8 protein-coding genes are annotated in these 12,906 nt (G+C 55.3%); all 8 read left to right on the top strand.

The window, feature by feature from the left end:
* Window positions 1-114 precede the first annotated feature (114 nt).
* The 8 genes from Pla100_RS25750 to Pla100_RS25715 all read left to right on the top strand — a co-directional run bounded on the left by Pla100_RS25750 (window position 115) and on the right by Pla100_RS25715 (window position 12,898).
* Window positions 115-1,092, top strand: a complete 978-nt coding sequence (locus Pla100_RS25750) for an alpha/beta hydrolase (RefSeq protein ID WP_146581452.1) — start codon at window positions 115-117, stop codon at window positions 1,090-1,092.
* 78 nt (window positions 1,093-1,170) lie between these two features.
* A complete protein-coding gene (locus Pla100_RS25745; RefSeq protein ID WP_146581450.1) occupies window positions 1,171-3,942 on the top strand; it encodes a sulfatase-like hydrolase/transferase in 2,772 nt (923 codons plus the stop codon).
* A 37-nt stretch (window positions 3,943-3,979) separates the two neighbouring features.
* A complete protein-coding gene (locus Pla100_RS25740; RefSeq protein ID WP_390620663.1) occupies window positions 3,980-4,732 on the top strand; it encodes a 3-keto-disaccharide hydrolase in 753 nt (250 codons plus the stop codon).
* Between the two features lie 123 nt (window positions 4,733-4,855).
* Window positions 4,856-6,481, top strand: coding sequence for a sulfatase family protein (locus tag Pla100_RS25735; RefSeq protein WP_146581448.1), 1,626 nt, complete (start codon window positions 4,856-4,858; stop codon window positions 6,479-6,481).
* A gap of 197 nt (window positions 6,482-6,678) precedes the next feature.
* Window positions 6,679-8,049 carry a sulfatase family protein gene (locus Pla100_RS25730; RefSeq protein ID WP_231603592.1) on the top strand — a complete coding sequence of 457 codons (1,371 nt, stop codon included), beginning with the start codon at window positions 6,679-6,681 and terminating at the stop codon, window positions 8,047-8,049.
* A 78-nt stretch (window positions 8,050-8,127) separates the two neighbouring features.
* Window positions 8,128-9,876 (top strand): arylsulfatase, encoded by a 1,749-nt coding sequence (locus Pla100_RS25725; RefSeq protein ID WP_146581444.1) that lies wholly within the window; start codon window positions 8,128-8,130, stop codon window positions 9,874-9,876.
* An 11-nt stretch (window positions 9,877-9,887) separates the two neighbouring features.
* On the top strand, window positions 9,888-11,444 hold the full coding sequence (locus Pla100_RS25720) for a sulfatase family protein (RefSeq protein ID WP_231603590.1): 1,557 nt from the start codon (window positions 9,888-9,890) through the stop codon (window positions 11,442-11,444).
* Window positions 11,445-11,539: 95 nt separating this feature from the next.
* Window positions 11,540-12,898, top strand: coding sequence for a sulfatase family protein (locus Pla100_RS25715; protein WP_231603588.1), 1,359 nt, complete (start codon window positions 11,540-11,542; stop codon window positions 12,896-12,898).
* Window positions 12,899-12,906 lie beyond the last annotated feature (8 nt).

Raw genomic sequence — 12,906 nt, 5'->3', positions numbered from 1 at the left:
GAACCAGCCCATCAGTGGAAACTGCAACCCTGAGTAGCTACCGTCGCCAGACGGTGGATTTGCCACAAACCCCACGCTCTGGTGAGCGTAGCCACCTCTAACCGAAACAAGTGAATGAAAATTCAGACGATCGCTGCCATCATGATTGCTATTGTGGCAACCAGCGGAATCACAGCTCAAGAAACACAGCGTGAGAGCAACGCATCGCGTGCGCCTAAGGGAGCCAAATACCTGGAGACGGGAGGAGAACGCAAGCTGGAAGTTGTCTACAAAAAGGTTTCAGGAAAAGAACTGAAGCTGGACCTGTATTACCCGGCGGACAAACCCTCCGAGAAATGTCCGGTAATTGTCTTTACTCACGGTGGCGGATGGGCCGCCGGCAGTCGGTACAAGGCCGCTAGCGGATCTTTCGCGACCGTTTTTGAACAGTTGATAAAAAATGGTTTTGCGGTAGTACCCGTATCGTATCGACTGGCGAAGAAGGACAGCGACGTCGTGATGCGTGATTGCGTCATCGATTGCAAAGATGCCATTCGGTATTTGGCAAAGAACTGTGAAGCATTGGGGATTGATCCCATGCGGATTGGTGTAATGGGAGATTCCGCAGGCGGCCAGATCGCACAGTTGCTGTTGCTGGCATCGCCGGAGCAATTGCCCGGAGATCCAGTGCTGGCCGAGGTGCCTTACCGAATGGTTGCCGGCGTCTCTTGGTATGGTCCGTGTGATTTTGAGAAGATAGATCTGTTCAACCACGATGACCGAGCCAACTTTATAGATCGGTTTGCCGCACGCATTCTTGGCTCGGATTCAGCGTCAACCGACAAATTGGCACGCTATCGGGAAGTCAGTCCAATCAACTACCTGAGTAAAGACAGCCCGCCGTTGCTGATGATTCAGGGTGACAAGGATACGACGATTCCCGTCAAGCATGCTTACCACATGAAGCAGAAAGCTGAAGCGGTCGAAGGGCCCGTTGAGATCATGATCATCAAAAACTCTGGTCACAACTGGCGCAAGGTCGATGCGGAAATCGATCCGTCCAGGGAAACGATTATCGAACGCACCGTGCAGTTCTTTGTCGACCATCTTTAGGATCGCTCGATGACACAGTGACGTGGAAGGCGACCGGTCCTGCCATCTTGCTCCGCAAATCTATCAAGAACCAACCCGATGAAACGTACCCTCGCCCTCCTCACTGTCCTGCTGCTGGCTCCGATGGCCATGCTGCGCGCCGCCGATCAACCAGCATCGCAGCGACCTAACGTCTTGATCGTCATCACGGACGATCAAGGGTATGGCGAGCTTTCGTCTCACGGCAATCCAGTTCTGCAAACACCGAATCTCGACAGGCTCAGTTCCGAAAGCATCCGGTTGACCGATTTCCACGTCGCTCCGATGTGCACGCCAACGCGCGGTCAACTCATGACGGGCGTGGATGCTCTGCGTAATGGAGCTTCGAATGTCAGCAGCGGTCGCACTCTGCTTCGCCGCGAGTTTCCGACCGTGGGCAACGTGTTCGCGGACTCGGGCTGGAGCACGGGTCTGTTCGGCAAATGGCATTTGGGTGATACCTATCTCTACCGCCCGCAGGATCGCGGATTTCACGAAAGCCTCTGGTTTCCGTCGTCGCATATCGGTTCCGTTCCGGATCATTGGGAGAATGACTATTTCGACGACACCTACATCCATAACGGCCACCGCCAAGCCTACAACGGTTACACGACGAATGTTTTCTTTCGAGAAGCGATGACGTGGATGAAAGGCGAAGCCGACGCCGGGCGACCGTTTTTCTGCTATCTGGCGACTGCCGCGGCGCACCAACCGCACTTCGTACCAGAGAAATACCTCGGGCCAGTCCGCGTAGCTCTGAATGCAGTTCGATCCAGGCTCCCGTCGCTTGAGCCAGCGACGGAGGAACAACTCGTCCGCTTTCTCGCGATGTGCGTCAACATTGATGAAAACATGGGCCGGCTGGACGAATTCTTGATCGAGCGGGGGCTGCGTGACAATACCGTGGTCATCTTCCTCACCGACAACGGCAGCACCTTCGGGCCGAAATACTTCAATGCCGGCATGAAGGGCGGCAAGACGGCGCTTTGGGAAGGCGGCCACCACGTGCCTTGTTTTGTTCGTTGGCCGGGCGGTGGGCTGCAGACAGCGGGCGATGTAGACGGGCTGACCGAGGTTCAGGATCTGCTGCCGACGCTGATCGAACTGCTCGGGCTAAAGATCCCAGCTGATACTCGTTTTGACGGCATGAGCCTCGCTAGCGTGCTGCGGGGCAATGCAGTTGTGCCGGAGGATCGCAAACTGGTGATCAACTACAGTCGGATGCCGTTCAAGACGGTTCGAACAACGCCACAAAATCCGGCGGTTCCGCGCCGCGAAGGCGCAGGCGTGTTGTGGCAGCACTGGCGGTTGTTAAAGGATAGTGAACTTTACAATCTCCAAGAGGATCCTTTGCAACAACATAATGTTATCGACAGCCATCCCGAGGTGGTGGCCGTGATGCGCTCGTATCTCGACCAGTGGTGGAATGGCCTGAAGGAAAACGTGAATGTCTTCGAGAGGTCCATCGTCGGAGACGATGCGGAGAATCCGGTACAGCTCACGGCCTGTGAATGGGCAGACGTGTTCATTGACCAACAGGCACAGGTACGACGCGGCGAACGCAAGAACGGGCTGTGGCACATCGAAGTGGCAGAGGCGGGCGACTACGCGTTTACTTTGAGCCGCTGGCCCCACGAGGCTGGACTTCGGCTCCAGGACGGCATCGGAGAAACCCGCGTGACAGACGGTGTGCTGACAGGCGGACTGGAGTGGCCGGTCAGCTCGGCGCGACTTCGCGTCGGCGATGTGGAGCAACTCGCAAAAGTGAATAAGGATTCCAGTTCGGTGCGATTCAAAATGTCGCTTCCCGCCGGACGCTCGACGATGCAAACGTGGTTGCACGACGAACACGGCAGGGAAATCGGTGGTGCCTACTATGTTGCGGTCGAGCGTCTCCGAACCAAGCCACCGGTGAGACTCATTCTCGACACTGACATGTCTGGCGACGCAGATGACGCGGGAACTCTGGCTATGCTTCACGCAATGGTTGACCGCGACGAGTGTGAGTTGCTCGCCACGATCGTGAATCGAGCCGATCTCACCAAGGCTTCGGCTGCGGCGGTCGACGCCATCAACACTTACTATGGACGGCCCAACATCCCGATCGGCACTGACAAGTTCGGCCCGACCGCGCTGCAGCGAACCAGTCTGTATGCGCCCGGCCTGCGTGACGGATTCCCGAGCGACGTCGGGCCAGACGACCAAGCTCCCGACGCGCTCGACGTTTACCGCAGCGTGCTGGCCGCGCAGCTAGACGGCAGCGTGACGATCTGTAGCGTGGGCGCTTTGTCCAATCTGGCGGAACTGTGGCGACGCGAGCCGGATTTGGTTCGTGCGAAGATCCGTCGTGTGGTCGTAATGGGCGGCCAGTTTCCTCCTGCGGCGAACCCCGAAACTAACATCGCGACTCACCCTGATGCGGCGCGTCTTGTCGCGGCGCAATGGCCTACAGAGATTGTGTGGCAAGGCTTCGAGGTGGGAAATCCCGTGATCACTGGCGAAGCACTGAAGCGAACACCGCGCAGTAATCCCGTGCGACGGGCCTTCGAACTGCGTCTCTTTCGCAAGCGACCTTCGATTGAGGGCGGCCAACCCAGCTATGATCAGGCAGCAGCGTTCTATGCAGTACGTGGCGAGAATGCAGAACTCTGGAATGAGGAACGCGGCGGTCGCGTGGTGATCGACGAACAGGGCTTTTCCCGCTGGGTGTCCGATGCGACCAGTCGACAGGTGATGGTGACTCGCAGTTGTCCTCCCGAACTCTTGGCTCGGCAAATCGAAGCCTTGATGGTCGCTCCGCCGAAGGGCTCAACAACCAAGCAGCCACAGTGACCCCCGATATCAACGACAGATTTATCAACGACAGAAGATGAACAATCAAATAGAAACAATGATGAAGGCAATCCACGTGTTCGTTTCAGTCGTTTTCTCGTTCGCGCCGCTCGAGGCTGCCATGGCGCAGGATTCGACGCTCGGGCTTGCTCCGCCAGATGGCGCAACCGTGCTGTTTGATGGATCGAATTTCGATGCGTGGAAGCCATTCTCGTTTCAGACGGTCAATGCGAAAGGCGATCAGAAAGAAATTCAGTGGCAGCTTGTCGACGACGAGGCGATGCAGATCAGCTTTGAATTCGAGGGCAAGAAACGCAAGCAGTTTCTTTGTACGAAAGAAAAGTTTGGTGACTACCGTTTGCATCTCGAGTTTCAGTTGCCGGAGGAAGGCGACGGCAACAGTGGAGTGTTCTTCGGACCGTTGTACGAACTGCAGATTCTCAATAGCACCGGAAAAGACCAGCTCAAGATGACGGACTGCGGCGCGATCTATCAAATTCGAACGCCCAATGAGAATGCATGCTTGGGACCGGGTGAGTGGCAAACCGTTGACTTAGAATATCAAGCGGCTCGGTTCACGGCGGCTGGCTATATTAATGAGAAAGACTCTGCCCGCGTCACCATTCGGCTGAACGGCAAGCTGATCCATGACAACTTCAAGCTTTCGCTGCGGAGAAACAAGTATGCTGCCTACCCCGAAGAACCGCTCTCGCCCATCGTGGTGCAAGAGCACGGCTCCGCAGTGAAGTTCCGAAATATTTGGCTACTTGAAAATGCGACCTACCATTAGGCGGATGCCTGTCTATCGTAGCTACGCTCGCCAGAGCGTGGATGGTCCGCCGTCTGGCGACGGCAGCTACGAATAATAGGACACTGAATTCACGCTCAATCTTATATTTACAGCGTTAACATTATGAAAAACATCGTTCTGCTGTTCCTCTCTGTTATTGGTGTCTCACTGACGCCAGCGTCACTTTTACGTGCTGCCGAGACGCCACCCAACGTGGTTTTGATCTTCGCCGATGACTTGGGTTATGGCGATCTTGGTTGTTATGGAGCAACCAAAGTGCAGACGCCCAACATCGATCGACTTGCAGCCGAGGGACGTCGGTTTACGGATGCGCATTCCGCGTCCGCAGTCTGCACGCCATCGCGGTATGCCTTGCTCACCGGGCAATACCCTCTGCGGGCAAGCGGGGGCAAGGGCGTATGGGGACCTGCGCCAGTGACTGCGCCGCTATTGGTCGACACCGAGAAGACCACGATCGCCGATGTTTTCAAACGCGGTGGCTACGAGACGGCCGTCTTGGGGAAATGGCATCTGGGATTTGGTAAGGGAAATAACGATTGGCAGGAACCGCTGCGTCCCGGCCCGCAGGATCTCGGATTTGATTACTACTTTGGGTTGCCGGTTGTGAATAGCGCCCCTCCCTACGTCTTTGTGGAAAACGATCGGATCGTCGGAAGCGATCCCGACGATCCGTTGGTTTTTCTCGGCAGGAATGCGGAGGACGCTACGCCGATCACGCCGATTCCTCCGGAAGCCGCACAACGCAGTCCAAATCAATTCGGTGGGGCAAAGGCGGCTCACAAGCTGTTCAACGATTACCAGGTTGGCACCACGTTGGCGGAGAAGTCCGTCGAGTGGATCAAAGAACGCAAGGATCAACCTTTCTTTCTGTATCTCGCGACAACCAATATTCATCACCCCTTCACACCGGCCAAGCGTTTTCAGGGGACCAGCCAGTGTGGACTCTATGGAGATTCCATCCATGAACTCGACTGGGTCGTCGGTGAGATCCTTTCATGCTTGGAAGACAACGGATTGAGCGACAGCACCATGGTGCTCTTTACCAGTGACAACGGCGGCATGTTCAACCACGGCGGACAGGCCGCTTTCACAGTCGGGCACCGGCAAAACGGCGACTTGCTGGGATTCAAGTTCGGCGTCTGGGAAGGCGGCCAGCGAGTGCCGTTCATTGTACGTTGGCCGGGCAAGGTGAAGGCAGGAACTACCTCGAACCAGGTGATCGGAAACGTCGACATGCTAGCGACGTTTGCGGCCTTGACTCAGCAGAAGCTGGATAAGGTCGAGCAGGCTGACAGTGTCAATATGTTACCCGCCTTCGTTGGCGAACCGAAGGAACCGATTCGTGATCATCTGGTTCTCGCCCCGCACAAGGGCACGCACCTGTCGGTGCGGAAGGGAAAGTGGATGTATATCCCACAGCAGGGCAGCGGCGGATTCACGGGGAGGAAACCGGGCGATCACACTTTCGCCGGACCGCCAGCGGTCAGCTTCGTGGGTTCGGTCAACAGCGATATCGAGAATGGAAAGATCAAAAAGGACGCGCCGCCTGCACAGCTTTACGATCTCGACGCGGATGTGAACCAGACACGCAACCTGTACAACGAGTATCCCGAGATCGTCAAGGAAATGAACGAGTTGCTTGCAAGCTACGCACCGCCGAAACAGAAGCTAGGTGCGGTGAAAGGAAGACCGAGTGCGCCGGGCAAGCCTGCAAAGAAGACACAGTGACACCGAGCACTATTTTGGTAGCTGCCGTCGCCAGACGGCGGAAACTCCACGCTCTGGCGAGCGTAGCCACGCCATTAATTTCCCGTTCACGAGAGAGAAAACGAATGATCCGAGGCTTCGGATTTGACAGGAAAATGTGGGCAGGAAAATCTCTGCCGGCTATTGTTTTGCCCCCATTTTCTTGCCCACTCATACTGTTGCTCCTCGCATGCGTCTTTGCAAACGCGGCGGACCGACCACCCAACTTCGTCATCATCTTCACCGACGACCAGGGCTACGGTGATCTGAGTTGTTTCGGCGGTAAACATGTCAGTACACCTCGCATTGATCAGATGGCAGCCGAAGGCTCCAGACTGACTAGCTTTTATGTCGTCGCCCCGGTTTGCACTCCATCGCGTGCCGGTTTGATGACCGGGTGTTATCCAAAGCGGATCGATATGGCGATGGGATCTAACTTCGGAGTGCTTCTCGCCGGAGACCCCAAGGGATTGAATCCCGATGAAATCACCATCGCCGAAGTTCTGAAAACGGTCGGCTACAGGACTGGGATCTTCGGCAAATGGCACCTCGGGGATCAGCCGGAGTTTCTGCCGACGAAGCAGGGGTTCGATGAGTACTTTGGGATTCCGTTCAGCCATGACATTCACCCGTTTCATCCTCGGCAGGATCACTACAAGTTTCCACCGTTGCCGCTGCTCGAGAATGAGCAAGTTATCGAGATGGATCCCGACGCCGATTACCTGACGAATCGAATCACCGAACACGCGGTGTCATTCATTGAGAGAAACAAAGACGAACCGTTCTTTCTCTATATCCCGCATCCCATTCCCCATGCGCCGCTTCACGTTTCGCCTCCGTTCATGGAAGGCGTTTCTGACGACATCGTGGCGACGCTGAAGGCGGAGGACGGCAATATTGACTACAAGACGCGGGACAATCTCTACCATCAGGCCATCTCCGAAATCGACTGGTCCGTCGGAAAGATCCTCGACACTCTCAAGGCCGGCGGTCTTGACGAAAACACGCTCGTCCTTTTCACGTCCGACAATGGCCCCCCGAAGAACTCTCTCTTCGCCAGTGCCGGCCCATTGCGTGGCAACAAGGGGACGACGTTCGAAGGCGGCATGCGAGAGCCAACCGTCGTTCGCTGGCCAAGCAAAATACCGGCGGGCAAGCCTAACGACGAACTCATGACGACGATGGATTTGCTGCCGACATTTGCAAAGCTGGCTGGTGCATCGATCCCAACGGATCGGGTCATCGATGGCAAAGATATCTGGCCAACGCTCCTCGGAGTGGCGAAGACCCCGCACGAAGTGTTCTTTTACCATGGCGGAAACGCGTTGAAGGCGGTGAGATCCGGCAAATGGAAACTGCATGCAAACCAAGGAAAGCCCACGCAACTTTACGATCTGGAGAATGACATCGGCGAGACAAAGAATGTCATCGAGTCGCACCCGGACGTCGCGAAGAAACTCGCTCAGCACTTAAGGACGTTCGAGAAGGAAATCGCCGACAATAGCAGGCCCGCCGCGTTCGTTAAAGACCCGAAACCACTCTCGCAGTAAATTTTTTCAAGACATCCTGCCACTCTGAGAAACAACCACCAGACTGACGGGAAACGCCGCCGCATCAGAGAAACTGAAATGAGAACCACGATTGCTGTTCTGTGGCTGACTTTTGGCTGGATCGACTTCGCCCAAGCTGAAACATCCACAACGCAGAAGGGAGTCCGCCCTAATGTCATTCTGATCATGACCGATGATCAGGGCTACGGCGACATGGCTTGTCACGGCAATAGCATTCTCAAAACGCCAAACCTCGACCGGTTGTATGCGGAGTCCGTTCGACTGACGGATTTTCACGTCAGCCCATTTTGCACACCGACGCGAGCGGCGTTGATGACCGGGCGCTATCCAGGTCGAACGGGTGCATATCGGACCAGCAGTGGCCGCACGATGATGCACACCGATGAGCGAACGGTTGCGGATCTGTTTGCGGAAGCTGGCTATGTCACAGGAATGGTTGGAAAGTGGCATCTCGGCGACAATGCTCCCCATCGACCTCAGGATCGTGGGTTTCAAGATGTGGTTTGGCATCGTTGTGGTGGCGTCGGCCAGGCGTCGGATTACTGGGGCAACGATTACTTCGATGACACCTACGAACGAAACGGAAAGTTTGAGAAGTTCGAGGGCTATTGCACCGACGTCTGGTTTCGAGAATCGATGCGATTCATTGAAGCGAATCAAACCAAGCCGTTCTTTCTTTATCTTGCGACTAATGCGCCGCACGGTCCTTACCTCGTCGATCGAAAATGGAGCCAGCCGTATGAAGAGGGTGCCAAGTGGGGAAGCGGCGCGAAATTCTACGGCATGATCGCAAACTTCGACCACAACCTTGGCGAGTTGCGTCGGAGACTCGACGAGCTTGAATTGACGAAGAACACGATCCTGGTGTTCATGACCGACAACGGCACGGCCAATGGAGGCAAATTCCAGGGGCTTGATTCGGAGACCGTTGAAGGATTCAACGCAGGCATGCGCGGTAAGAAGTCTTCCGTTTACGAAGGCGGGCATCGTGTTCCATTGTTCATTCATTGGCCGGCGGCTGGAATCATCGGAGGCCGCGACGTTGACTCGTTGGCAGCCCATATCGATGTTTTACCGACTCTGGCCGAACTGTGCTCGATCGAAGTTCCAGCGAATCACCAACCCGATGGCGTCTCTTTTGCTAAACAGTTGACCGCCGCAAATGCACCGTCGCATCGCGACCACCTGATCGTTCAGTTTCAAGGCGGAGCGTACTTTCGTGACGCTCCCCAGCCGTGGAATGACACGTGCATCCTTCAGAAAAACTGGCGACTGATCAACGGGAAAGAACTCTTCAATATCCAGTCCGATCCTGCTGAGCGCAACGATGTGGCGGCGGATCATCCCGAGATCGTCAAGCAATTGCGTGCGTACTATTTGCCATTTTGGGAGTCCGTTTCGCCTCGCATGACGCCTGTTCGCATCGACATTGGCAATCCAGCAGAAAGTCCAACGGTGCTTTGCTCGCAGGACTGGTACATGCCCAACGGAAACCCGCCATGGAACTTCGGCGAGATCAATAGGCTCCCGCGCACGACCGGGCCGTGGATGCTCGATGTGAAGCATGCGGGACGCTACCGCATCACCTTGCGGCAGTTTCCTGAAGTAGCCAACAAGCCAGTGGTCGCGGCCCTGGCAAAAATACAGATTGCCGGCTTGGAGAAACAGTCCATGGTCGAGCCGGATACCAGGGGCGTTGTGTTCGAGATCGATCTTCCTGTTGGTCCGACCGAACTGATGACTTTTCTCTACGACAAACAAGATCGCGCTGGTGGCGCCTACTTTACCGAAGTCGAAGCACTGTAATGCAACAAAGAGTGAGTCTATTCAAATTCGATCGCATCGCGATACTGTTGGTTCTGCTTGGTGCTTTCGATCCAACCGCTAAGTGTGCACAGCCAGCTGCGTCGAGCCTTTCGAATCCCAATGTCATCTTCTTTCTGACCGACGACTTGGGCTATTCGGATATCAGTTGCTATGGCGCGAAGAAGGTCATGACACCCAACATCGACGCCCTGGCGGCGGAGGGAGTCAAGTTCACTGACTTTCATACCGGGGCTTCGATCTGTTCGCCATCGCGTGCGGCGTTTTTGACCGGCGCCTATCCGCAACGATGCGGGCTATACATGGGCATCAACGAGAACCGCGAGGAGCATTGGTTTCTAGGATTGCATCCTGACGAGCTCACGTTGGCGGAGCAATTCAAGAAACAGAACTACCGGACCTTCATGATCGGCAAATGGCATTTGGGCAGCGAATCTGAATTCCATCCACTCAAGCAGGGGTTCGATCAATACTACGGCATGCCCAGCAATGTTGGTCACTCGCCCAAATTTTTCGACGGCGAGAAAGTACTCTTTGCGCAAGCCCCATTGAATCAGCTAACAAACCTTTACACGCAACGGGCTATTGATATCATCAAGCGGCGCAGCGACCAACCGTTTTTCCTTTACTTCGCCCACAACTATCCGCACACGCCGTACCAAGCCGGAAAGGAATTTATCGGCACGTCCAAGGATGGTATGCGCGGTGACGTGATCCAGGAACTCGATTGGGGTTTCGGTGAAATGATGAAGACCCTTAACGATACTGGCATCGCAGACAATACGATCGTCATCTTTTCATCCGACAACGGTCCAGTGAAACCGGAGTACGCCGCGCCGTTTCGCGGAACCAAGTACGTTACGTTCGAAGGTGGACATCGCGTTCCGTTTATCTTCCATTGGCCAGCGTTGATCAAACAGGGTTTTGAATCAGTGACTCCAATAGTCGCCATGGATCTTTTCCCGACATTGTCGGAGATCATAGGTGCCCCGCTTCCTGCGGATCGCAAGTTCGATGGTGTGAGTTTGGTGCCTCTGCTCAACGGCGAGGACTTGGCGCGGCAGGACACCGAGCCTTTCTATTACTACAACTGCGAGAACCTTCAAGCGATTCGCCAAGGCAACTGGAAATTGCACCTTCCTCGAAGTCAGGAGCAGGTGCCGTTTTGGGAAAAGAACAAGGCTTTCTTCCGTCTGACAAAGCCAGTTCTCTACAACCTGCGCACTGATCACGGGGAATCGCAAGATGTCGCCGCGGATCATCAAGAGATCGTGCAACAGATGCTGCAAACGGCCCAAGGTGCTCGCGAAGAACTTGGCGAATACATGCAGCGCGGTAGCGGCCAGCACCCGACCGGTTCCGCCATTCCCCATGCCCCGATCATCAGCACCCGGAAAGATTGGCAGGCGGTCGATGCCGCCACGCGGGCAGCCATCCAAGCAGAGCGTCTCAAGAGACATCCGGAATCCGAATCTGCGAGAATGAAAAATGCGAACAAGCAGAAACAAAAGGCGGGTTCCTTGAATAGCCGGAAGAATAACAAGCAATGAAAATAAGCTCATCGTTGGCGAGATGCCTGTGTCTCGCTGTTCAAATCGTGGTCTGCGGCTCAACGCTAGCTGAGACGGAACAAAGGCCTAACTTCGTGATCATCTTTACTGACGACCAAGGCTACGGCGATGTCGGTTGTTACGGCTCACCCGATATTCGTACGCCGCGTCTGGATGCGATGGCAGCCGAAGGGATGAAGTTTACCAGCTTCTACGCGCAACCAATTTGCGGTCCATCACGTGCGGCGCTGATGACCGGTTGTTATCCCATGCGGGTCGCGGAACGAGGCGACACAAAGCAGATCCACCCGATTCTGCACAGTGACGAAATCACCATCGCGGAAATCCTCAAAACGAAGGGCTACGCTACCGCTTGCTTTGGTAAATGGGATCTCGCCAAGCACGCTCAGGAAGGGTTCTTCATGGACCTTTTTCCTACACGGCAGGGATTTGATTATTTCTTCGGTACTCCGACGAGCAATGACAGAATTGCCAATCTATACCGTAACGAAACGCTCATCGAGCCCAAAACGGATATGGCGACGCTGACCCGACGTTACACCGACGAAGCGATTGGCTTCATGCGGAAGCACAAGGAGGATCCGTTTTTCGTGTACCTCCCGCATACGATGCCGCACACCCGACTGGATGCGTCGCCGCAATTCAAAGGCAAGAGTAAGCGAGGTCTTTACGGTGACGTGATCGAAGAGATTGATTTCAATGTCGGTAGAGTGCTCGACGCCGTCACAGAAATGGGGCTGGCGGACAATACCTACGTCATCTTCACCAGCGATAACGGGCCGTGGCTGACTAAGAATAAAGATTATGCGAACGGACGATTACCAAGCGACCACGGCGGATCAGCGGGGCCGCTTCGCAGCGGCAAAGTATCGACGTTTGAAGGCGGCGTGCGAGTGCCTTGCATCGTCTGGGGGCCCGGTCGAGTTCCCGCCGGGACAACGTGCGACTCCATCGCCAGTACGCTGGACTTGCTGCCAACGCTGGCTGCATTGGCGGATGCTGAAACCCCTTCGGATCGAGTGATCGATGGCGAGGATATTCGGCATCTGTTCCATGGTGAATTCGATAAGGCGACGGCCGACAAAGCGTACTACTATTATTTGCGAGTCCATCTGCAAGCCGTTCGTCAGGGCCAGTGGAAGTTGCACTTGCCACGAGATGCCGAACCGATCGGGGCAGCCCCATTCCGTCGGAACACGCACATCGCGCCAGCTGACCGCATTGGTTTCGACAGTCCGTTTCTGGTGGATCTTGAAAACGATCTTGGTGAAACAACCAACGTGGCTGACGAACATCCGCAAATCACTCAACGATTACTCGGTTTGGCCGAGACGATGCGAGAGGACTTGGGAGACTACAATCGAGTCGGAAAGAACATGCGGTTCTTTGACACGAATGGTCCACGGCCGACCACACCGCCAGTCCCGCAATAAGCCAAAGC

This window comes from Neorhodopirellula pilleata, assembly GCF_007859915.1.
Lineage (GTDB): Bacteria > Planctomycetota > Planctomycetia > Pirellulales > Pirellulaceae > Rhodopirellula > Rhodopirellula pilleata.
Note: the sequence above shows the minus strand (reverse complement) of the source record. Positions and strands in the feature narration are given on the sequence as shown.

Bases quoted from the DNA above. Each gene is read 5' to 3' on its own strand.
- Pla100_RS25735 (WP_146581448.1), top strand. From the start codon at position 4,856: ATGAAAAACATCGTTCTGCTGTTCCTCTCTGTTATTGGTGTCTCACTG.
- Pla100_RS25740 (WP_390620663.1), top strand. From the start codon at position 3,980: ATGAACAATCAAATAGAAACAATGATGAAGGCAATCCACGTGTTCGTT.
- Pla100_RS25750 (WP_146581452.1), top strand. From the start codon at position 115: ATGAAAATTCAGACGATCGCTGCCATCATGATTGCTATTGTGGCAACC.
- Pla100_RS25725 (WP_146581444.1), top strand. From the start codon at position 8,128: ATGAGAACCACGATTGCTGTTCTGTGGCTGACTTTTGGCTGGATCGAC.
- Pla100_RS25745 (WP_146581450.1), top strand. From the start codon at position 1,171: ATGAAACGTACCCTCGCCCTCCTCACTGTCCTGCTGCTGGCTCCGATG.